This window comes from Nakamurella sp. PAMC28650 (genome assembly GCF_014303395.1).
Lineage (GTDB): Bacteria > Actinomycetota > Actinomycetes > Mycobacteriales > Nakamurellaceae > Nakamurella.
Genome location: NZ_CP060298.1, coordinates 3,946,584 through 3,966,624, shown reverse-complemented (window position 1 = coordinate 3,966,624; position 20,041 = coordinate 3,946,584). Strand labels below are relative to the sequence as shown.

General features: G+C 68.0%; 24 protein-coding genes. 14 read left to right on the top strand and 10 right to left on the bottom strand.

The window, feature by feature from the left end; translation table 11 throughout:
* The first annotated feature begins 91 nt into the window (after positions 1 to 91).
* The 10 genes from H7F38_RS17880 to H7F38_RS17835 all read left to right on the top strand — a co-directional run bounded on the left by H7F38_RS17880 (position 92) and on the right by H7F38_RS17835 (position 10,772).
* On the top strand, positions 92 to 1,564 hold the full coding sequence (locus H7F38_RS17880) for an MFS transporter (RefSeq protein ID WP_222618152.1): 1,473 nt from the start codon (positions 92 to 94) through the stop codon (positions 1,562 to 1,564).
* Positions 1,551 to 2,510, top strand: coding sequence for a tRNA pseudouridine(55) synthase TruB (truB, locus tag H7F38_RS17875; protein ID WP_187091096.1), 960 nt, complete (start codon positions 1,551 to 1,553; stop codon positions 2,508 to 2,510). Before H7F38_RS17880 ends, truB begins: the two co-directional genes overlap by 14 nt.
* Positions 2,511 to 2,579: 69 nt before the next feature.
* Entirely contained in the window at positions 2,580 to 3,518 is a 939-nt protein-coding gene (locus H7F38_RS17870; protein WP_187091095.1) for a bifunctional riboflavin kinase/FAD synthetase, read from the top strand.
* Positions 3,519 to 3,531: 13 nt separating this feature from the next.
* Entirely contained in the window at positions 3,532 to 4,338 is an 807-nt protein-coding gene (locus H7F38_RS17865; protein ID WP_187091094.1) for a serine hydrolase, read from the top strand.
* 404 nt (positions 4,339 to 4,742) lie between these two features.
* Complete coding sequence (locus H7F38_RS17860) at positions 4,743 to 5,282, top strand: hypothetical protein (RefSeq protein WP_187091093.1); 540 nt, start codon at positions 4,743 to 4,745, stop codon at positions 5,280 to 5,282.
* Between the two features lie 136 nt (positions 5,283 to 5,418).
* A complete protein-coding gene (gene rpsO, locus H7F38_RS17855) occupies positions 5,419 to 5,688 on the top strand; it encodes a 30S ribosomal protein S15 (protein WP_187091092.1) in 270 nt (89 codons plus the stop codon).
* Positions 5,689 to 5,965: 277 nt separating this feature from the next.
* Positions 5,966 to 8,182 (top strand): polyribonucleotide nucleotidyltransferase, encoded by a 2,217-nt coding sequence (locus H7F38_RS17850; protein WP_187091091.1) that lies wholly within the window; start codon positions 5,966 to 5,968, stop codon positions 8,180 to 8,182.
* Between the two features lie 13 nt (positions 8,183 to 8,195).
* The gene (locus H7F38_RS17845; RefSeq protein WP_187091090.1) at positions 8,196 to 9,548 is read left to right on the top strand and encodes a pitrilysin family protein; all 1,353 of its coding nucleotides are present in this window, start codon (positions 8,196 to 8,198) and stop codon (positions 9,546 to 9,548) included.
* Complete coding sequence (dapB, locus tag H7F38_RS17840; protein ID WP_187091089.1) at positions 9,538 to 10,326, top strand: 4-hydroxy-tetrahydrodipicolinate reductase; 789 nt, start codon at positions 9,538 to 9,540, stop codon at positions 10,324 to 10,326. Before H7F38_RS17845 ends, dapB begins: the two co-directional genes overlap by 11 nt.
* Positions 10,327 to 10,331: 5 nt before the next feature.
* Positions 10,332 to 10,772 carry a hypothetical protein gene (locus tag H7F38_RS17835; RefSeq protein ID WP_187091088.1) on the top strand — a complete coding sequence of 147 codons (441 nt, stop codon included), beginning with the start codon at positions 10,332 to 10,334 and terminating at the stop codon, positions 10,770 to 10,772.
* Between the two features lie 50 nt (positions 10,773 to 10,822).
* On the opposite strand, the gene H7F38_RS17830 is transcribed toward H7F38_RS17835, so the two are convergent.
* Both H7F38_RS17830 and H7F38_RS17825 read right to left on the bottom strand, forming a co-directional pair.
* On the bottom strand, positions 10,823 to 11,335 hold the full coding sequence (locus H7F38_RS17830) for a GNAT family N-acetyltransferase (protein WP_187091087.1): 513 nt from the start codon (positions 11,333 to 11,335) through the stop codon (positions 10,823 to 10,825).
* 2 nt (positions 11,336 to 11,337) lie between these two features.
* Positions 11,338 to 12,132: a DeoR/GlpR family DNA-binding transcription regulator gene (locus tag H7F38_RS17825; protein WP_187091086.1), complete on the bottom strand. Its 795-nt coding sequence runs from the start codon at positions 12,130 to 12,132 to the stop codon at positions 11,338 to 11,340.
* A 387-nt stretch (positions 12,133 to 12,519) separates the two neighbouring features.
* Here H7F38_RS17825 and H7F38_RS17820 point away from each other — a divergent pair, with 387 nt between their 5' ends.
* The gene (locus tag H7F38_RS17820) at positions 12,520 to 12,873 is read left to right on the top strand and encodes a hypothetical protein (RefSeq protein WP_187091085.1); all 354 of its coding nucleotides are present in this window, start codon (positions 12,520 to 12,522) and stop codon (positions 12,871 to 12,873) included.
* 405 nt (positions 12,874 to 13,278) lie between these two features.
* Here H7F38_RS17820 and H7F38_RS17815 read toward each other — a convergent pair whose 3' ends face one another.
* The 6 genes from H7F38_RS17815 to H7F38_RS17790 form a co-directional block, all read right to left on the bottom strand.
* Positions 13,279 to 13,698, bottom strand: a complete 420-nt coding sequence (locus H7F38_RS17815; RefSeq protein WP_187091084.1) for a PIN domain-containing protein — start codon at positions 13,696 to 13,698, stop codon at positions 13,279 to 13,281.
* Positions 13,695 to 13,988, bottom strand: a complete 294-nt coding sequence (locus H7F38_RS17810) for a type II toxin-antitoxin system Phd/YefM family antitoxin (protein ID WP_187091083.1) — start codon at positions 13,986 to 13,988, stop codon at positions 13,695 to 13,697. The genes H7F38_RS17815 and H7F38_RS17810 overlap by 4 nt, the downstream gene beginning before the upstream one ends.
* 249 nt (positions 13,989 to 14,237) lie before the next feature.
* Positions 14,238 to 14,618 carry a type II toxin-antitoxin system VapC family toxin gene (locus H7F38_RS17805; RefSeq protein ID WP_187091082.1) on the bottom strand — a complete coding sequence of 127 codons (381 nt, stop codon included), beginning with the start codon at positions 14,616 to 14,618 and terminating at the stop codon, positions 14,238 to 14,240.
* Between the two features lie 454 nt (positions 14,619 to 15,072).
* Positions 15,073 to 15,684 carry a DinB family protein gene (locus tag H7F38_RS17800; protein ID WP_187094795.1) on the bottom strand — a complete coding sequence of 204 codons (612 nt, stop codon included), beginning with the start codon at positions 15,682 to 15,684 and terminating at the stop codon, positions 15,073 to 15,075.
* Positions 15,685 to 16,115: 431 nt separating this feature from the next.
* Positions 16,116 to 16,517, bottom strand: a complete 402-nt coding sequence (locus H7F38_RS17795) for a hypothetical protein (protein WP_187091081.1) — start codon at positions 16,515 to 16,517, stop codon at positions 16,116 to 16,118.
* Between the two features lie 346 nt (positions 16,518 to 16,863).
* Positions 16,864 to 17,178, bottom strand: a complete 315-nt coding sequence (locus H7F38_RS17790) for a hypothetical protein (protein WP_187091080.1) — start codon at positions 17,176 to 17,178, stop codon at positions 16,864 to 16,866.
* Positions 17,179 to 17,260: 82 nt separating this feature from the next.
* Here H7F38_RS17790 and H7F38_RS17785 point away from each other — a divergent pair, with 82 nt between their 5' ends.
* Together H7F38_RS17785 and H7F38_RS17780 are read left to right on the top strand one after the other, a co-directional pair.
* Complete coding sequence (locus H7F38_RS17785; protein WP_222618150.1) at positions 17,261 to 17,665, top strand: GNAT family N-acetyltransferase; 405 nt, start codon at positions 17,261 to 17,263, stop codon at positions 17,663 to 17,665.
* 184 nt (positions 17,666 to 17,849) lie between these two features.
* On the top strand, positions 17,850 to 18,179 hold the full coding sequence (locus H7F38_RS17780; RefSeq protein ID WP_187091078.1) for a helix-turn-helix domain-containing protein: 330 nt from the start codon (positions 17,850 to 17,852) through the stop codon (positions 18,177 to 18,179).
* Position 18,180: 1 nt separating this feature from the next.
* Here the strand turns inward: H7F38_RS17780 and H7F38_RS17775 are convergent, their stop codons facing one another.
* Both H7F38_RS17775 and H7F38_RS17770 read right to left on the bottom strand, forming a co-directional pair.
* Positions 18,181 to 18,771 (bottom strand): ClpP family protease, encoded by a 591-nt coding sequence (locus tag H7F38_RS17775; protein ID WP_187091077.1) that lies wholly within the window; start codon positions 18,769 to 18,771, stop codon positions 18,181 to 18,183.
* Entirely contained in the window at positions 18,768 to 19,388 is a 621-nt protein-coding gene (locus H7F38_RS17770; RefSeq protein ID WP_187091076.1) for a ClpP family protease, read from the bottom strand. The genes H7F38_RS17775 and H7F38_RS17770 overlap by 4 nt, the downstream gene beginning before the upstream one ends.
* A 154-nt stretch (positions 19,389 to 19,542) precedes the next feature.
* Here H7F38_RS17770 and H7F38_RS17765 point away from each other — a divergent pair, with 154 nt between their 5' ends.
* Positions 19,543 to 19,803, top strand: a complete 261-nt coding sequence (locus H7F38_RS17765; protein WP_187091075.1) for a type II toxin-antitoxin system RelE/ParE family toxin — start codon at positions 19,543 to 19,545, stop codon at positions 19,801 to 19,803.
* The last annotated feature ends 238 nt before the right edge of the window (positions 19,804 to 20,041 follow it).

The window sequence follows — 20,041 nt, the reverse complement described above, 5'->3', positions numbered from 1 at the left end:
GGTGACCACCGGATCGGTGGCGACCAGATCCCTGACGACCGGGTCGGTGACCGACCGACCAGTGACCGACCGAAGACCCGAAAGGCCCGTTGTGCAGTCAGTCGAAGTCGCCCCACCCGCCGAGTCGGCGGTCGCCGCGTACCCGGTCCGGGCACCCGCCAAGTCCTGGCTGGTCTGGGGGATCGGTGCCGGCGTCTACGTCCTGGCCGTCTTCCACCGCAGCACCCTCGGGGTGGCCGGGCCGCTCGCGGCGGAGCGGCTGCATCTGACGGCCGCGCAGCTGTCGTCGTTCGTCATGCTGCAGCTGGCCGTGTACGCGCTGATGCAGGTGCCGACCGGGATCATGGTCGATCGCTTCGGTCCCCGCCGCATGCTGCTGGCCGCCACCCTGACCATGGGAGTTGGTCAGCTCGCCTTCGCCTTCGTCGGCGGCTACGTGCCGGCGCTGCTGGCCCGTGGTGTGCTCGGCTGCGGCGACGCCATGACCTACATCTCGGTGCTGCGGTTGGTGGCCGGTTGGTTCCCGGCCCGCCGTTACGCGGTGCTGACCAGCTTCACGGGGCTGGCGGGGTCGATCGGCAACATCGTCGCGACCCTCCCGCTGACCGGTCTGCTGCACGGGCTCGGGTGGCAGACCACCTTCGCCGTGGCCGGCGGAATCTCCGTCGCCTACGGAGTCCTGCTGCTCCGCCCGGCGACCGCTGCACCCTTCCGGGCGGCCGAGGAACGGGCCGCCCACGGTCCGGTGGCCGGGCGGCGGGTCTGGACCGAGGTGAAGAGCGCCTGGCGGCTGCCGTCCGGACGCCTGGGATTCTGGGTCCACTTCACGTGCATGGCCGGACCGACCACCTTCGCGACGCTCTGGGGTTTCCCCTACCTCACGCAGGGGCTCGGATACACCACCTCGCTGGCGTCGTCGCTGATGCTGGTGCTGGTCCTCGGTGGTGTGCTGGCCAACATCGCCGTCGGACAGATCGTCGGCCGCCGGCCGGAGGTCCGCACCCCGATGGCGGTCCTCGTCTGCTGCCTGGCCATCCTGAGCTGGCTGGTGCTGATCGCCTGGCCCGGGGGCAGACCGCCGTTCCCGGTGGTCCTGCTCGTCGTGATCGTCCTGTCGATCAGCGGCCCGACGTCGGCCGTCGCCTTCATGCTCGCCCGCGACTACAACCCCCGCCACCGGATCTCGACGGCGACCGGCATGGTCAACATCGGCGGGTTCTGCGGCGCGGTGATCGGCATCTTCCTCGTCGGGCAGATCCTGGACCTGGCGCAGCCTGACGCGGCGACCAGGGATGTCGAGGCCTACCGGTTCGCGTTCTGCGCCCTGGTGGTGCTGACGGCCATCGGCCTGACGCGCATGCTGACCTGGTGGCTCCGGACGCGGGCGATGGTGTTGATGGCAGCCGCTCGCGGCGAGGACGTCCCCGTCCACCTGCGGGTGCACCGGTGGGAGCTGGTCGACGAGGCCGAACTGGCGGCGGTGGCCGCGACTGCCGCTGCGGCCGCCGCCGCCGGCCCGGATCATCCGTCCGCCGCAGGGACCAGCACCGATGACCGGTCCTGATCTCCCGCCCGGCGGCGGCCTGCTGCTGGTGGACAAGCCGGCCGGTTGCACCTCGCACGACGTGGTCGGCCGGCTCCGTCGGGTGCTGGGCACCCGCCGGGTCGGGCACGCGGGCACCCTGGACCCGATGGCCACCGGCCTGCTGGTGGTGGCCGTCGAACGGTCCACCAAGCTCCTGGGTCACCTGGCCCTCACCGACAAGACCTACCTGGCCACCATCCGTCTCGGCCGGTCGAGCACCACCGACGACGCCGAGGGCGAGATCACCGCGGGTGCGGTGCCCGAGGTGGTCGCCGACGTGGCCGATCCGGACATCCACCGGGAGGTCCTGGCGTTGACGGGACCGATTCTGCAGGTCCCCAGTTCGGTATCCGCGATCAAGGTCGACGGCCGGCGGGCGTACGACCTGGTCCGCGCCGGCGAGACGGTCGAGTTGGCCGCGAGGCCGGTCACCGTCGCACGCTTCGACGTGCTGGGCCCGATCCGCCGTGCCGACGGCGTGATCGACCTCGATGTGCTGGTCGAGTGCACCACCGGCACCTACATCCGCTCGCTGGCCAGAGATCTCGGGCACGCGCTGGGAATCGGCGGCCATCTCACCGCCCTCCGCCGGACCACCGTCGGGCCGTTCGTGATCCGCGACGCCATCGACGTCTACGGCCCGGAGGGGGTACCCGTCCGCGGTGAGCAGCGGGTGGACGTCACCGCCGACTTCTCAGCAGCCGTGGCGGCCGCCGTCGTCCCGGCGGCGGACGCGGTGCGGGCCGCCTTCGCCACCAGGGAGATCGACGACAGCCTGGCCAGGGATCTGCGCTACGGCCGGCCGGTTCCGGCGGCCGGACTCGACGGCGTCTACGGCGTCTTCAACGACCGCGCGCTGCTGGCGCTGGTCGAGGAGTCGGACGGGATGGCCAGGCCCCGCCTGGTCTGGGATCCGGCCGGCTGATCGCAGACGTCGCGCCGCACCGGCCGGAACCGGGCGGACGACCGCCGGGGCCCGCGGCATACTGGAGCCATGGAGCGATGGCGAGGTCTGGATGCGATTCCGCCCGGGTGGGGACGATGCGTCCTGACCGTCGGGGTCTTCGACGGGCTGCACCGTGGCCACCAGGAACTGGTGCACGCCGCGGTCACCAGAGCGGCCGAGATCGGCCTGCCCGCCGTGATGATGACCTTCGACCCCCATCCCGCGGAGGTGGTAAGGCCGGGGAGTCATCCGGCCGAGCTGATCACTTTGCGCCGGAAGGCCGAACTGGCCGCCGAGCTGGGCGTCGACGTGTTCGTGGTGCTGCCCTTCACCCCGGCGATGGCCGCCACCGAACCCGAGACCTTCGTCCACGACGTGTTCGTCGAGAAGCTCCACGTGGCGAGCGTGGTGGTGGGGGAGAACTTCCGTTTCGGCCACCGCGGTGCCGGTGACGTCGAGCTGCTGCGAAGTCTCGGGGTGAAGTTCGGGTTCACCGCCCAGGGCGTCCCGCTGATCAGCAAGGACAGTCTGACGGTCACCTCCACGCTGGTCCGGGCGACGGTGGACGCCGGTGATGTGCACGCGGCCGCGGAAGCGCTGGGTCGTCCGCACCGGGTCGAGGGCGTCGTGGTGCACGGCGACGGCCGCGGCGGTAGCGAACTCGGCTACCCGACGGCGAACCTCGACGTGGTCCCGCACGGTGCGATTCCGGGTGATGGTGTCTATGCAGGCTGGTTCGTCCTGGGTGACAGACGATCTCCGGCGGCCATCTCGATCGGCTCGAATCCCACCTTCTCGGGGCGGGTGCGCACCGTCGAGGCGTTCGTGCTCGACGAGGGAGCCAATTTCTACGGCCGCCGGGTCGCGCTGGATTTCGTCGAGCGGTTGCGCGGGATGGTCAGGTACGACTCGGTGGCGGAGCTGATCGAGCAGATCGGGGTCGACGTGGAACAGACCAGGGAGATCCTCGGGCGCAGCAGTTCATGAGGCGCCCTGGTTCGTGAGCGGCGTCGGGTGGTCGATCAGCCTGCGTGATGCCGACACCGACGCGGTGATCCACGAGGAGTCGGCCGACGAGGTGCGGCGGACGGCGAGCGTCGGGAAGGTGCTGTTGCTGTTCCGGGTCGCCGAACTGCTGGCGCGCGGCGAAATCGAACACGGCGAACTGCTGACCCGGCTCCCCGAGGACGCCGTGGCCGACTCCGGCATCTGGCAGTACCTGTCGACCGAGGGATTGGCCGTCCAGGATCTGTGCGAACTGGTCGGCATGGCCAGCGACAACCTGGCCACGAACGTGCTGCTCCGTCGGGTCGGACTTTCCGGGGTGGCGCGCACCGCGTCACGACGGGGGATGGTGCGGACCGCGCTGCATGACAGGGTGCGGGACGTCCGGGGTCCGGCGGACCCCGCCACGCTGTCCAGCGGCACCGCGGCCGAGTTGGCCCATCTGATGTCCGGGCTGCACCGGGGTGCACGGTCGGGGGGTGGCGTCACCACCCGGGTGCACGCCTGGCTGAGCAAGGGCCTGGATCTCTCGCAGGTGGCGGCGGGCTGGGGGCTGGACCCACTGGCCCACCTGGATCCCGATCGCGGGTTGCGGCTGGTCAACAAGACCGGGACCGACCGCGGCGTCCGTGCGGACGTCGGGGTGCTCTCGGGCCCGGCCGCGAACATCGCCTACGCAGTGATCGCGAACTGGGACGAGGAGGCGGCCCCCGATCTCCGTGATGTCGTGCTGGCCCGTCAGCGTCAGCTCGGCCTGATCATCGCAGCTCACGCCCGCAACACAGAGTTGTTCCTGACGTGACCAAACTGAAATGTCCGGGCCTTTGACTACAGGGGCCGGCAGATCTCCGGGGCTCGAGGGTGTGCCTCACGGAGTCTGGCCCGCTTCATCCCACCTGTCGACCGGTTCGCCCGGGAAGACGGGTCCCCTCTGAAACACCGAATCGCCCGGAAAGGAACGGCCGCAACAGGATTCCCTCGACGACTGCCTCCCGACACAGATCTCGGGACGACGGCGACGCATCGTCTGGAACGCGAGACGCCGCCTGCACCAACGCGAATCGATGTGCCCGGATGGGCTGGCAGAGCAACTCTGCCAGCCCATCGGTGGCGGTGCTTCTGGACAAGCGGCCGGCCACATGAGCACACCCCTGGAACACCAATCAACCGGGCTCGTCATCGGGGCCGCTCACCGAAGGATGTTACATGCCACCCATCTCCATCGTCTTCGTCACCACGGGTCTCGCCGTCTGGGTCATCGGTCTCGCGTTCCTGGGGATCGGGGCCAAGCCCTCCGAGGAGGAGGGCGCATCGAACCCGATGACCACGGTCGGCTGGATCGCGCTGATCGCCGGCATCGTGGACATCGTCCAGGCCGCCTACATCATGGCCGTCCAACCCGCTCCTCTCGGTGCTCTTTCCGAGGTGCTCGCGGGGCTGGTGATGTTCTACGGAGCCTTCTTCACCCTGCTCGGAACCAGCCTCGTGAAGGGCCTGGACCTCCGTCCGGTCGCCAACCTCTCCGCCGCGGTCGCGGTGGTCCCACTGTTCTGGTGGCAGTTCTTCGCCGGCGGATGGATGTTCCGCTCGATCCTGGTCGTCTGGCTGATCGTCTTCGGATCGGTCACCCTGACGGTCTACGGGAAGCTCTCCGGCAAGATCCTGGGCGCGATGCTCGTCTTCACCGCGCTGTACACGTTCCTGACCCCCGCGGTGATCCTGGCGCTGGGACATTTCATCCCGTAACGGAGTCGCAGGCGGACCTGGTAATCTCACATGTTGGGTCCGGCCTCAATTCGTGGCGGCCGGTACCGTCATCCCCCCGGCGAATCGCGTCCGGTGCGGGCAGTGCACGAATGCGAACACCGCGAGGAGCACCACAGTGGCTTTGACCACCGAGCAGAAGAAGACCATCCTGGCCGAGTACGGCCTGCACGAGACCGACACCGGCTCGGCCGAGGCCCAGGTGGCCATGCTCACGAAGAGGATCTCGGATCTCACCGAACACCTCAAGGAGCACAAGCACGACCACCACACCCGCCGCGGCCTCCTCGGCCTGGTGGGAAAGCGCCGTCGACTGCTGCGGTACCTGCAGAACATCGACATCGCCCGCTACCGTTCGTTGATCGAACGGCTGGGACTGCGCCGCTAGTCGTCACACGTCAGGGGAGTGCCCACACGGGCGCTCCCCTGAGTACTACCCGCCGCCCATCGGCGTCGTCTCCCGACCACTCACCGGTCCTCGGTAGTGGCCACCGGAACACCTGCTTCCCGCAGCGAGGTCCGTTGGCTTCGATCGACGGCCGGCACCGCACAGAGTGCACGGGGACGGCAACGGCAGGGGTGGCACCGCGAACGGGCACCGATGTCCGTGCGCGGAGCACCGATTCCCCGGTCTACGAGGCCGGGGTTCACCAAAGAGGAGACACATGTCCGACCCCACCGCCATAAGCGCAACCGCTGTCATCGACAACGGCGCTTTCGGCACCCGCACCATCCGCTTCGAGACCGGCCGACTTGCCCAGCAGGCCGCCGGCGCCGTCGCGGCGTACCTCGACGAGGACACCATGCTGCTCAGCGCGACCAGCGCGGGCAAGCACCCGAAGGACCAGTTCGACTTCTTCCCGCTGACCATCGACGTCGAAGAGCGCATGTACGCCGCGGGCCGCATCCCCGGTTCGTTCTTCCGTCGCGAGGGACGTCCCTCCGAGGACGCCATCCTGACCTGCCGCCTGATCGACCGCCCGCTGCGGCCGTCGTTCACCGCCGGCCTTCGCAACGAGATCCAGGTCGTCATCACCGTGATGGCGCTGAACCCCGACGTGCTCTACGACGTGCTGGCCATCAACGCAGCCTCCGCGTCCACCCAGATCGCCGGGCTCCCGTTCTCCGGCCCGATCGCCGGCGTGCGCGTCGCGCTGATCGAGGGCCAGTGGGTCGCCTTCCCGACGCACAGCGAGCTGACCAGGGCCGTCTTCGACATGGTCGTCGCGGGCCGCGTCGTGGGCGATGACGTCGCCATCATGATGGTCGAGGCCGAAGCCACCGAGAACACCATCGAGCTCATCGCGGGAGGCGCGACCGCTCCGACCGAAGAGGTCGTGGCGGCCGGTCTGGAGGCGGCCAAGCCGTTCCTGAAGACCCTCTGCGTCGCCCAGAGCGAGCTCGCTGCCCAGTCGTCCAAGCCGACCGCGGAGTTCAAGCTCTTCCCGCCGTACCAGTCCGATGTCTACGAAGCCGTCGAAAACGCAGCAAGCGCTTCGCTGGCCGCCGCCTTGGTGCTGACCGGCAAGCAGGAGCGCGACGCAGCGACGGACGCCGTCAAGGCCGATGTCGTCGCGGCGCTCGGCGAGCAGTTCGCCGGCCGTGGCTCCGAGATCGGGCAGGCGTTCCGCAGCCTCACCAAGAAGCTGGTCCGCCAGCGCGTCCTGACGGACAAGATCCGGATGGACGGCCGCGGGCTGTCCGACATCCGGACCCTGGCCGCCGAGGTGGGCTACCTGCCCCGCGTGCACGGCAGTGCGATCTTCGAGCGGGGCGAGACCCAGATCCTGGGCGTCACCACGCTGAACATGCTGCGGATGGAGCAGCAGCTCGACACTCTCTCCCCCGAGACGCGCAAGCGCTACATGCACAACTACAACTTCCCGCCGTACTCCACCGGGGAGACCGGCCGCGTCGGTTCGCCGAAGCGTCGCGAGATCGGCCACGGGGCGCTCGCCGAGCGCGCCCTGGTGCCGGTGCTGCCGTCCAAGGTCGAGTTCCCGTACGCCATCCGCCAGGTGTCGGAAGCGTTGGGCTCCAACGGTTCGACCTCGATGGGTTCGGTCTGCGCCTCGACCATGTCGCTGCTCAACGCCGGGGTGCCGCTCAAAGCCCCGGTCGCGGGGATCGCCATGGGTCTGGTGTCTGACGTTGTTGACACAGCTGATGGCCCGAAGACGACGTACGTGGCGCTGACGGACATCCTCGGTTCCGAGGACGCGTTCGGCGACATGGACTTCAAGGTCGCCGGCACCAAGACCTTCGTCACCGCGCTGCAGTTGGACACCAAGCTCGACGGCATCCCCTCCGACGTCCTCGCGGCCGCCCTGCAGCAGGCCCGCGACGCCCGGCTGACCATCCTCGAGGTGATGAACGAGGCGATCGACGCTCCCGACGAGATGAGCGACAACGCGCCGCGGATCACCACCATCAAGGTCCCGGTCGACAAGATCGGCGAGGTCATCGGGCCGAAGGGCAAGATGATCAACTCCATCACCGAGCAGACCGGTGCGGAGATTGCCATCGAGGACGACGGCACGATCTACGTGTCGGCCGCCTCCGGCGAAGCTGCGGAAGCCGCGATCGCGATCATCAACTCGATCGCGAACCCGCAGCTGCCGAAGGTCGGCGAGCGCTTCCTGGGCACCGTGGTGAAGACCACCGCCTTCGGTGCGTTCGTCTCGTTGCTGCCGGGCCGCGACGGCCTGGTGCACATCTCCAAGCTGGGCAACGGCAAGCGGATCAACAAGGTCGAGGACGTCGCGAACGTCGGCGACAAGCTGCAGGTCGAGATCGCCGAGATCGACGCCCGCGGAAAGATCTCGCTGATCCCGGTGGTGGCAGAGGCCGGATCCGAGCCGGCTGAGTCCGTGTCGGTCTGAGCGCGACCGACCGATGGCTGCGCGTACCCGTACCACTGTCCTGGAACGGGGCGCTGACGGTTCTGCGGTGACGCTCTCGGTGATCCCCGGAGGTTTGCGGGTGATCACCGAGAGCGTGCCGACCGCACGGAGCGCCTCGGTCGGCATCTGGGTGGGTGTCGGCGCTGTCGACGAGACCCCGAAGCTGGCCGGCGCCTCTCACTACCTCGAGCACCTGTTGTTCAAGGGCACCAGCCATCGGACGGGACACGAGATCGCTTCCGCGATCGACGCCGTCGGCGGCGAGCTCAATGCCTTCACCTCGCACGAGTACACCTGCTACTACTCCCACGTGCTGGCCACCTCGGCCGAACTCGCCGTCGACATCGTCTGCGACGTGGTGCTCGATGCCGTCATCACCTCCGCAGACGTCGACGTCGAGCGCCAGGTCATCCTGGAAGAGATCTCGATGCGTGACGACGACCCGGAGGACACCCTCGGGGACGCCTTCGCGGCGGCGGTCTTCGCCGGCCATCCGGTGTCGGCGCCGGTGATCGGCACGGAGCAGACCATCACCGAGATGACCAGGACGCAGATCGCCGGCTACTACAAGCGCCGATATGCCCCGGAGAAGATGGTCGTCTCGGTCGCCGGCGGCGTCGATCACCAGGACGTCGTGAAATGGGTCCGCCGAGCTTTCGGGTCGCGGCTGGGCACGGACGCGGTCCCGGCCGCCCCCCGGGTCGGAGGTGGGACCGTGCGGGCGATGCCGGGTGTGCTGGTCGTCGAGCGCGACATCGAGCAGGCGCACCTGTCGATCGGCGTGCCGGCCCCCGGGCGGTCCGATCCTGGTCGCTACGCCCTGTCGGTGCTGGCCGCCGCGCTGGGGGGCGGGATGAGCTCCCGGTTGTTCCGCACGATCCGGGAGGATCACGGCCTGGCCTACTCCTGCTACGCCTCGACCTCCGGTTACGCCGACGTCGGCGCGTTCTCGGTCTATGCCGGTTGCCAGCCCGAGAACCTGGGCACGGTGGCCTCGTTGATCGAGACCGAGCTCGCACAGGTCGCGCAGCACGGACTGGAGACGGTGGAACTCGCCCGGGTGCACGGCCAGCTCGCCGGCGGCCTGATCCTCGGGTTGGAGGACACCGAGTCGAAGATGAGCCGGATCGGCAAGAATCTTCTGGTACGCAACGCCTATCGCTCGGTCTCCGATGAGCTGGATGCGATTGCCGCGGTCACCGCGGAGCAGGTGGCCGACCTCGCGGCCCGGCTGCTGACCGGCCCGCTGACGGCGGCCGTGGTCGGGCCGTACGCTGCCGAGGCGGATCTGCCGGTGGAATTGACCTCGATGGTCCAAACAGGAGGGCGTCGCCATGTCGGATGAGGTGCGGTCGGATGAGGTGCGGTCGGACGAGGTGCTGCGGGTCGGGGTGATCGGGGCCCGTGGGCGAATGGGTTCGGAGGTCTGCCAGGCGGTCGACGCCGCGGAGGACATGGATCTGGTGGCGGCGGTCGGCGGTCGGGAGTGGTTGTTCTCGCTGTCCGACGCGGGTAGCCAGGTGGTCGTCGACTTCACCCATCCCGACGTCGTGATGGAGCACATCCGGTTCCTGGTCGACCAGAACATCCACGCCGTGGTCGGCACGTCCGGGATCGGTGACGAGCAGGCCGAGCAGATCCGGCACTGGCTGGCGCCCAAGCCGGAGATCGGCGTGATGGTCGTCCCCAACTTCGCCATCGGCGCCGTGCTGACGGCTAGGTTCGCCCGTCAGGCGGCGCGCTTCTTCGAATCCGCCGAGATCATCGAACGTCACCACGCGGGCAAGATCGACGCACCGTCGGGCACGGCCATCGCAACGGCGCGGGGGATCGGGGCGGCGCGTGCCGCCGCCGGGCTCGGCCCGGTCCCGGACGCCACGACGATCGAGGCGCCCGGCGCTCGTGGCAACCAGGTCGACGGGATCCACGTGCACTCTGTGCGCATGCCTGGGCTGGTGGCCCACCAGGAGGTCATGCTCGGCAGCACCGGCGAGACCCTGACCATCCGTCACGACTCGCTGCACCGATCGTCCTTCATGCCCGGAGTGCTGACCGCGGTGCGTGGGATCGCAGCCCGCCCGGGTCTGACGTTGGGTCTCGAGCAGCTGCTCGGTCTGGACTGAATGCGGTGAAGGCACGGGTGACCGTCGCCGTGCTGACGGTGGCGCTGGTGGCGTACTTCTGGCTGCTGGGTCAGCGGGGCGTCTACCTGCTAGAGCTGGGCACCGTGGTGGGCGTCGGCCTGGGGATCGGAGTGCTCCTGCTGCCGGTCGTCGGCATCGTGCTGGTGGTCTTCGAGCTTCGTTTCGGTGCCGCGACGGCCAGACTGGCCCGCAAGCTGGCCGAGACCGGCGACCTGCCCGACGATTCGGAACTGGCCCGCCGGCCCTCCGGCCGCATCGAGCGCGCCGCGGCCGACGAGTACTTCGAGACGATCAGGACCAGGGTCGAGGCCGACGACCGCAACTGGCGGCTGTGGTACCAGCTCGGCTACGCCTACAACCTGGCCGGCGACCGGAAGCGGGCCCGGTCGGCCATGCGGACCGCGATCGAGCTCGCCGGTCCCTGAACGGTGCACCAGCAAAGCGGTGATACCGGTCCGGGTCGGGTCGGCGACGCTCAGACCAGCAGGAGATCGAGGTTTCCCGCGTAGCGGATCTCGGCGAACGTACCCTCGCCGGTGTCGAGGACCCGACGGGCGCCGTCCTGGGCCCAGCTCACGCCGAGCAGGAACTGCTGGACGCTCTCGTCGACCTCCGGCGCCCACCACGTCCCGCGGGTCGCGCCCCGGCCGCGCAGGTGGCCCGCCGCCGCACCCAGCAATCGGCCACCGTGCCCACGGCGCGACCATCGCGGCAGCACGTGGAGCAGCTCCAGCTGACCGCGCCCTTCGCCGTCGTACTCGTCTTCGGTAGCGGCCAGCCCGACCGGCTCGGCCCCCTCGTACGCGATCAGCACGAGGCCACCGGCTGCGATCCGGGCCGTCCACACCTCGGCCTGCCGGCCCGGATCGGCCAGCAGCGCCGAGGCCGGCAGGAGGTCGGAGTAGGCCTGCTGCCAGACACCGAGCTGCAGACGGGCCAGCGTGGGGGCGTCCTCCGGCGAGGCCGGCCGGACCAGGGCGTCGGCCACGATCAGGCCTGGATGACGCGGACGTCGGCGTCGACGAACGCGGCCACCAGGTCTGGATCGGCGTTGGTGTCGGTGATCAGGATGTCCACCGCCGAGGTCGGACAGATCCGCGCGAAGGACCGATGTCCCAGCTTGGACGAGTCGGCCACCACCACCACGGTGGTCGCCTGGTTGACCATCAGTGCATTGACGGCGGCCTCGCCTTCGTGGTGCGCGGTGGCGCCCGTCCTGAGTTCGAAGCCGTCGACGCCGAGCACGACGTAGTCCAGGTGCAGTCGCTCCAGAGCCGGTTCGGCGAGCGGGCCGATCAGTTCGTAGGAGCTGGGCCGGGCCACCCCTCCGGTGACGACCAGTTTGACGTTGCGGCGCACCGCGAGATCGTTCGCGATGTTCAGCGCGTTGGTGACGACGGTGAACGTCGGATTGTCACCCAGCCCGTCGAAGTCCTGCTGGGCCGGCACCGTGACCAATGCTCTGGCCACCTCGGACGTCGTGGTACCGCCGTTCACGGCGACCACGGAGCCGGGCCGGATCAGCGCGGCGGCGGCCGCGCCGATCCGGAACTTCTCCTCGGTATGCCGACCGGTCTTGTACCGCAGAGGCAGGTCGTAGGCGACGCTGGCCGGCGCCGCGCCGCCTCTGGTCCGGCTCAGCAGTTGCTGACCGGCCAGGTGATCCAGATCGCGCCGGATGGTCGCGGCGGACACCTCCAGCTCGTTCGCGGCCAGCGCGACGTCGAGACGGCCGTCCCGCCCGAGGATGTCGAGCAGGGCGGTCCAGCGTTCGTGCGGACCCATCGACTCTCCTCCTCGTCGCTGCTGCTGCGCTGATCTTGCCTCCCCGGGTCGTCGGAATGCCACTTGTCGGCACCTTCGGGGTCGGGGTGTCGCGGTGTCGGGGTGTCGCGGTGTCGGCTCTGGGTCGGCTTCCGGTCGGCTTCCGGTCCGTGAGGGGTGCGAGGAGCCTGCCGCGCGCCGGCGCCAGCCTGGTCCCGCCCTTTTGAGCGGACGTCGGCCCTGCCCAGGCCGTGGCAGCAGTCGTCTCCACGACGCCGCTCGGGCAGGAGAACGCGGCCGGCCGCGTCTGGACAAGCAACAGTCCTGAGGACGTCCTGCACCTTGGCGGTGTCGTGCGGGGACACAGCTGACCAGCGCCGGGGCCGGTCCGCTGAACCGAAGATCTCCATGACCGGGTTCGTGTCCGCATCGGTGCCACCTTGGCCCGCAGTCAACGACCTGAGCGGCGACCACTACGAGCATTGGGCACTGACGCACTTCGTGCTCGACGGGCACCACAAGCTCGAACCGGCCGCGAGCACGGGTGAGGACCTACAACTTCTCGCCTTGGTATGTCAGTGCCCGTTCAGCAACGCAAGGACCTGCGCTGCGCTGTCGAGGGCGGGCTCCCATGGCGATCCTTTCCGATCCGGGCACGACCAGCGGCTGGCATCCTCTGATGCGGAGCTGTCACGCGGCGAAGCCGAATCCGAGGCTCATCTCGCCCAGGCGATGGCGGATCCGCGCAGGCGCTCTGTGTGACGCAAGCTGCCGGTCGCTATTTGCTGGTCATCACGCCCACTGCTCGGCGTCAGCTTGCCGACCGCCTGCCCGAGGCGGCGGCGTTCGCGACGTACGAGCTCATCGGGGGGCCGCTTCTCGACAGCCCTCAACGCATCGGCAGACGACTCAGACCACCGTTGGCCGACCGTCACAGCGCCCGGCGTGGGACCTATCGCGTCATCTACCGGATCGATGACACGCAGCGAACCGTCACTGTTTGGACGTTGCACATCGTCGTGAGGCATATCGCGGCAACCACTGACGGCTGGCGACGCCGCAAGCTCCCAGGTCCGGCCAGAGTACGGCGGTGCGTCCAAGTGCGGAACCGGCGACCGGTCAGCGATCGATGACCGGGCATCAGCGACGGGCGTCGTCGGGGGTGAGCTACCGCGGTTGGGCTACGCCGAATCCCCGGTTTCTGGCGGCTCCGATCAATTGCCGGTCGGCGCTTGCCACAACAGTGGCCCGCACCGCCACGGCAGCTGCCAAATGTACGGCTTCGTATCCACGGAGCCCGTCGAGTTCGGCTATATCTCCGGCCGCCCTCACCAGCACTGTATCCACCGCGACGACGTTGACCTGTTCCCAGAGCGCCTCGAACTGCTCCTTGGCAACTCGCATGTCGGCATCGTCAAGACGCCCACCGCGCCGGGCGGCGGCCAGAGCTGCTCGCGCTTCGACATAGCCGACTTCCGCGCACACAAGGTGATCTGCCTCGAGCCAGATCCGTTCCGCGTCTGCTCTGTACGCCTCGTCGTCGACGAGGAGCTTGACCAGCATCGACGTGTCGAAGTACGCGATCATCCGCGCTGCGCAGCGACATCGTCGTCCAGAGAACTCGTTCCCACCAGCTTGATCCGCTCAGTGGGGAGCCCGCGTTGTGCTGACAGTGGCGGTTGGACTATGCCGGCTTCCACCAGAGCAACCATCCGATCGATGTCCGCAGTCACAGGACTCAACCTCGCGATCGGCCGTCCATGTTCGGTCACCAGGATCTCCTGCCCGCTCTTGACCAGGTCGAGGTAGGCACTGAGGTGATTCTTCAGGTCACGTACGCCAACCGGGGCCGACCCACTGGATGTAGCTACTTTCATGTGGTCAGTGTAGCCACAAGTGAAACCAGAGTGCCAGCTCGCTCCGGGACGAAAGGGGGCTGTGTTCCGCTCCGCGTCCGCCAGCGGCCGTCATTCTGGGGTCAGCCGAGGGTGAAGGACCACACTGGACGACGGCGCGCTGACTTGAAAACGCCTTCAGTCGACCAAGGCGGTCTTGCCTCCACCTGAAGCGCATCCTCTTTGCTCATCGTGGCACCGCAAGCGGAACGGTGACCGGAACGCGATCGGCTAACGGATCAGGTGAACCTGGATCGGAAGGTCGAGATCGGCCCACGCCCGGTCGGCAGTCAGGACTTCGGCAGGGTCAGTCCGGACGGTCAGTGCGAGGCAGCAGCGGTCGCCGATCGACAGCGATAGGCCACCCGGCAGTGATCGCATCGCGCCCGCGAGTCCGGCGTCAGCGGCGCTGAGGGATTCGATAGTCACCCCGGCCGCGGCCAGCAATTCCCGCAAACGAGCTACGTCGATATCAGCATCCACGAGCTTGCCGACAAGTTCGGCCAAATTCACGGTGCCCAGTACGGCCCCGGAGATGCGCGATGCCACGACTGCGCTCGCTGGCTCGTCATGGATCAGCGCGAGGAGGGCCGAGGGATCAAGCACCGTCATTCCGCAGAGGCTGCGAGTCGGCGCTCGGCGAGTAGTTCGTCGACCAACGACCGCGACTTCAGAACGTCCTTTGCCAATGCGCGGAGCTCGTTGACTGCGTCTTGTGGCCGTACCAACGTCAGCCGGGATCCAGTGACATGAAGATGCAGCTAATCGCCAGGGGCCAGCCCTAGAGCCGCGCGAACCTCCGCAGGAATCACCAGCCGACCGCTTGGGGTGCTTGCCCGATGGTGTCGATGTTGCGTACGTGGGTGGGGGTGGCAAGCTCAAGCGTTGCTACGCCGGCGTGCAGGATTGACTGGCCCGGAGGATCTATGACCAAGTCGACGCCAACGGCAGGCGAAGCCGAACCGTCGTGCAGATCTCCGCCGAGTTCGCCGTTGGACGGCCCACTATCTAGCTCCGCCCTGGCCCCACTGCCATCAAATGACGTGCCCGTCGGAGTATCCCCTGTTCAGGTTCGCTGACCGGCGTTGGGCAAGGTGTGTGGCTGCGCCGTCGCTGCGGCAATCCGTTCCAGCTCAACGGTGCGGGCGGTCCAGAACTGCGAGTCACGGCCATGGAGCGGCCGGTTCGAGGGGTCGACTCCGACGGAGCCGTCCAGCTGTTCACGCAGGATGTCGGCGTGTCCGGCGTGCCGAGTGGTGTCCGATAGCCGGTGGACCATGACGCTGAACAACCGGACGTCCTCGTTCCACCAGGGCACGAATCCAGGACTGTCGATCTCCAGTGCGTTGATCGTGGCATCGACGTGATCCCACACCCGTCGGTACAGGCCGAGGATGTCGGCGCGCGTCTCGTCCTGTCTGGCCCAGTGATCGGAGCCTGCCGTGCTCTTGTCATCCCATCGGGGGAGGGGTTCGGCGAACGGACGGTCGAACACTTCGCCGAAGTATCGGGAGTCGGAGATGGCGTTGTGCTTGATCAGGCCGAGAAGGTTCGTCCCGGTCATCGTCAGGGGACGGCGGATGTCGTATTCGGGCAGGCCTTCCAGTTTCCACACCAGCGCCTCGCGTACCCAGCGCAGATGCTCGTGCAGGTGGGCTTTGGCGAAGTCGTCGATCACAGGAGCAGCCTGGCATACCCAGATGACACCGCCGGCCCCGTGGTCTACTTCTCGGTAGACGATCGTCATCCGGTGCGACGGTGAATATCTGTCGTTGCGCGGTGGGTAGGAGGGCCCGGCGCGCTGGCAGTCGACCGCAGATTATTCAACCCGGTCAGCGATCCACAATCGCCGCTCCGGTTGGGTTTTGCGGTTTCAGCGCAAGACTCGCATCGAGCAGCGCGGGCCTCTTGCATTGGCCAACCGCCCATCGACGGTCAGCATTTCGCGGCCCAACTGCTCGTCGAGTGCGACGTGAAGGCGTCGCAGGCGCTGACGTTGGCGCGCATCTCGAAAGCGCGCGGCATGAGGCGCAGCCTCGGGCTACGTTCGAAGTCGAGCGCCCCCACACTCTCAGCCGAAATACATACTTCGATGACCGCGCTCCGACTTCACAGCGTTCCCGGTCGGGTACGGACGACGGTGGGGAATGCATCCGAATTGGGGGCCGCCACCGTCACGAACAGCCACCACCCCGTCGCTGATGCGCGGACGGAATGGCATTGCCCCGAATACTCGATGTCAACGACTGACCCGGGCTCGGTGCGTCCTGAGCAGACCGCGATCCGGTTCGACAAAAAGCCGCCTGACTCGCCTACGCCAACCGAACTGCCGGCCTGCCAAACGCCATCGGCGTCCAGGTCGTAGAGGTCTAGGTCGACATCCGCCTCGTCGCCGTTCGTATCGATGAGCGCGGCGCCCACGCCTTGATGCCAGGCGACTGCGAGCGTAACGGCATACCGCGGATCCCAACCTCCAGCGGTGATCACAAAGCGATCGTCGAGCTCCTTCACACGAAGTATCGTGTCACGTCCATGCCGGTCGATTCCCACCCAAGGTCCCATTCGGACCCGAGCCGACGGAGTTCGACAACAACACCGTGTGCCGTGCCGGCCAGGACACCTCGGCGCGGAGTCCGGGTCGGTCACCACGCCCGCCGGAACTGCCAGCGAGCGGTGGAGACGCAGTCGGCATCCACCCAATGATTGCGCCGTGCCGCAGCTAGGCTTGACTCGTCTATACCGAACGACATGACCAGGACGAAACTGCCTAAAGAGGAATGACTTTCGGGCTCTCGACAGCCAGATGTGCAGCCACCTGCGTACCGATGACAGTTTGTGGCGTTGGCCTTTGGACCGCTCAGATCAATTCGTTCGATTCCCATCCCGCCTCGAACTCGACCAATCGATCCCAGTCGTCGAGCAGCGGGCCATATGCATCAAGCCATGCTTGGAAGCTGGCTCCACCAATTGTCCGGTCTCGACGTTCGCGATCGGGCCAGCGCTGGGTGGCCAAAACCGCGGGAGAGCCGTCGATCTTCTCCAAACCCAGCCGAACGGTCGGATCCAGCGCCTCGTAGTAAGGCACGATCCGATCGCGGACCATGTCGATCACTGCCTGCACGTCCACGCCGGCGCGCAGACGCCAACGCTTGTAGGTGAGGAACGTGGCCACCCCAGAAGTTTACGGCCCGTCCTGCTCGGTCAGCGTTCGTCTACCGGCACGCCCGCACGAGGCAGCTTGTCACGATGGGCACGTGACAAGCTCGGAGGCTCGTGAAGAATGCTCCGGGTTGTCGGGGCGGCAGTGGGCTGTCCAGGACGCCTGGGCCCAGTCCGACGTCCAAGACCAAGCACTTGGGGTGCAGGCCGAGCTCGGATGGTGCCTTGACCCCGCCCACCACGGCAGCGGCTACGCCACCGAAGCAGTCGGCGAGCTACTCCGAGTCTGCTTCGCAGACCTCTCGCTGCGCCGGGTCACCGCCAGCTGCTTCGCCGACAACACCGCCTCCTGGCGGCTGATGGAACGCCTGCAACTTCGACATGAGCAGCACACCGTCCGTGAGTCGCTGCACCGCAACGGGCAGTGGCTCGACGCTTACGGCTACGCCCTGCTCGCCGAGGAGTGGATTGCATCCGCCCGGTCGCCGATCGTCGTGTGACGAGTGACCTGCCTCGGTGGGTGGTCGGTGCCACCCCGGTCCGTGAGTGATTCGTCGGAAGCGCCACGATCACACGACCGCCCTAGGCCGGGAGCGCGGGTGCGGCTGCGTCTCAGGGGTCGGTGTCCGCTCTGGGCGTAGACAGGAGGGTTCCCGCTGATGTGAGCCCGGCTACGGTAGGCCGATGGGCACAGTAATACCGCTGCGAGGACCCGTCCCTTCCGCACCGCTCGGGCCGGAGCCGTTGTGGCGCACCGGTCTCGGAGCGCAGCTGCGGGCCGAGCGGCACCGACGCGGCGAGCGGCTGGCCGACGTCGCGAGCAACGCCGGGGTGTCCACGCAGTACCTGTCGGAGCTGGAGCGCGGCAAGAAGGAGGCGTCCTCCGAGATCATCGCCGCCCTCGCCGGTGCCTTGGAGCTGTCTGTGGTGGATCTGACTCGGCGGGTGGCTGATCGCCTGTCGGCACCGAGTGCCGGCTCTGGGCACTCGGGCCCGGTCTGCCTGGCCGCCTGAGTCACACGCTGCGGGAGCGGACCACGGAGTCGACGACGCCGAAGTCGACCGCGGCCTCGGGGGTCAGGATCAGGTCGCGCTCGGTGTCGGCGCGAATTTGGGCGGGGCTGCGCCCGGTGTGCGCGGCCAGGATCGTCTCTTGCACGGTGCGCACCCGCTCCACCTCCTCGGCTTCGAGGATGAGGTCCGGGATGGCCCCGCGCCCTTCGGCGGCCGGTGCGTGGATGACCACCCGTCCGTGGGCCAGGATCGTGCGGTGCCCGGCGGCGCCTGCGGCCAGCAGGACCGCCGCGGTGGCCACGGCTTGACCGACACAGGTGGTCTCCACCCGTGGCCGGATGAACTGCATGGCGTCGTAGATGGCCAGCGTTGCCGGCACCTGACCGCCGACGGAGTTGATGTACAGCTGGATCGGCAGGTCGGGGTTGTCGTTCTCCAGGTGCAGCAGTTGTGCGATCAGCGCGTTCGCCACGCCGTCGTCGATGCCGGTGCCGAGGTAGACGATCCGGTCGGCCAGCAGCCGGCTGTAGATGTCGACGGTGCGCTCGCCCTGCGGGGTCCGGGTGGTGACGTAGGGGATCGGGTAGCTCATCCCCGCGCCCCCAGTCCGATGCTCCGGTGCGCAGCGGGCATGACATCCTCGATGGAGGCTACGATCTCGTCGACGAAGCCGTAGGCCTTCGCCTCGGTGGCGCTGAACCACCGGTCCCGGCGGGAGTCGGCCTCGACGGTGTCGAACGGTTGTCCGGTGTCCTGCGCGATCAGCTGTAGCACCGTGTCCCGGGTGATGCGTAGGTTGTCGGCCTGGATCGCGATGTCCATGGCGGTGCCTCCGATCCCGGAGGAACCCTGGTGCAGCAGTACCCGGGCGTGCGGCATCATATAGCGCTTGCCCTTGGTGCCCGAGCTGAGCAGGAACTGTCCGGCGCTGTAGGCCATGCCCAGGTTGACGGTGCTGACGTCGTTTCCCACCGAGCGCATGCAGTCGCGGATGGCCAGCATCCCGGGCACCGATCCGCCGGGGGAGTTGATGAGCAGCCGGATGTCCGCGCGGGGGTCGTCGGCGGCGAGGAGCAGGATCGCGTTGCACAACCGGTTGCTGTTGCGGTCCTCCAACGGCTCACCCAACAGCAGCGTGCGTCGGTCGAACATCTGGCGGTGCAGCTGGTCGTCCAGAGTGTGGGCGGGATCGGGGTTCTCTGTACTCATGTGCTCGATGCTGACCCAGGGGGACGACGTGGGCAAGTGGGCGCTGCCGAGGGCAGATCTGCCCACAGCAGCACCGCAGAATCACACGGTGCCGCCGATGGCGCTGCACTGAGGCCATTCCCTGGGAGCAGGTCAAACCTGACCTCGGCTGGGCGTGAGCGGCTATCGCATCGAGCTCCGTCCAGCGGCCGCCCGTGCCTTGAGCAAGCTCGACCCGGCGGTGAGTCGACGCATCCAAGGCGCGATCGCTTTGCTTGCCGAAGATCCGCGCCCGCCCAATGCGCGTGCAATGCAGGGCCGACCAGGTCTTCGAGTTCGGGTCGGCGACTACTGCATCCTCTACAGCGTCCACGACGATGTCCTGCTGGTTGTCGTCCTCAGGCTTGGACACAGACTCGACATCTACGACCAGTAGCACACGACTTCTCTTCCACCGATCCGGTGCCGGTCACCGTTCCCCATGTGGGCTGACGGGGTGCGCCGCGCGCTGTTGCCCGTTGCGTCGACGACGGTTGTTCGGCTCCACTTCGGTCAGTGACCGGTGGGGAGGGCAACGAATTGGAGTCGGGCAAGGTGGCCACCGACAAAATGCAACCCCGGGCGAGCTGCTGGGCAGCCTGATCAACCCACTGGCCGCCCTCGACGCCTCCAAC

What these genes read in the sequence shown, in the direction of transcription:
- truB (WP_187091096.1), top strand. Translation starts at nt 1,551, where the DNA reads ATGACCGGTCCTGATCTCCCGCCCGGCGGCGGCCTGCTGCTGGTGGAC.
- H7F38_RS17870 (WP_187091095.1), top strand. Translation starts at nt 2,580, where the DNA reads ATGGAGCGATGGCGAGGTCTGGATGCGATTCCGCCCGGGTGGGGACGA.
- H7F38_RS17860 (WP_187091093.1), top strand. Translation starts at nt 4,743, where the DNA reads ATGCCACCCATCTCCATCGTCTTCGTCACCACGGGTCTCGCCGTCTGG.
- H7F38_RS17850 (WP_187091091.1), top strand. Translation starts at nt 5,966, where the DNA reads ATGTCCGACCCCACCGCCATAAGCGCAACCGCTGTCATCGACAACGGC.
- H7F38_RS17845 (WP_187091090.1), top strand. Translation starts at nt 8,196, where the DNA reads ATGGCTGCGCGTACCCGTACCACTGTCCTGGAACGGGGCGCTGACGGT.
- dapB (WP_187091089.1), top strand. Translation starts at nt 9,538, where the DNA reads ATGTCGGATGAGGTGCGGTCGGATGAGGTGCGGTCGGACGAGGTGCTG.
- H7F38_RS17825 (WP_187091086.1), bottom strand. Translation starts at nt 12,132, where the DNA reads ATGGGTCCGCACGAACGCTGGACCGCCCTGCTCGACATCCTCGGGCGG.
- H7F38_RS17820 (WP_187091085.1), top strand. Translation starts at nt 12,520, where the DNA reads ATGACCGGGTTCGTGTCCGCATCGGTGCCACCTTGGCCCGCAGTCAAC.
- H7F38_RS17815 (WP_187091084.1), bottom strand. Translation starts at nt 13,698, where the DNA reads ATGATCGCGTACTTCGACACGTCGATGCTGGTCAAGCTCCTCGTCGAC.
- H7F38_RS17810 (WP_187091083.1), bottom strand. Translation starts at nt 13,988, where the DNA reads ATGAAAGTAGCTACATCCAGTGGGTCGGCCCCGGTTGGCGTACGTGAC.
- H7F38_RS17805 (WP_187091082.1), bottom strand. Translation starts at nt 14,618, where the DNA reads ATGACGGTGCTTGATCCCTCGGCCCTCCTCGCGCTGATCCATGACGAG.
- H7F38_RS17780 (WP_187091078.1), top strand. Translation starts at nt 17,850, where the DNA reads ATGGGCACAGTAATACCGCTGCGAGGACCCGTCCCTTCCGCACCGCTC.
- H7F38_RS17775 (WP_187091077.1), bottom strand. Translation starts at nt 18,771, where the DNA reads ATGAGCTACCCGATCCCCTACGTCACCACCCGGACCCCGCAGGGCGAG.
- H7F38_RS17770 (WP_187091076.1), bottom strand. Translation starts at nt 19,388, where the DNA reads ATGAGTACAGAGAACCCCGATCCCGCCCACACTCTGGACGACCAGCTG.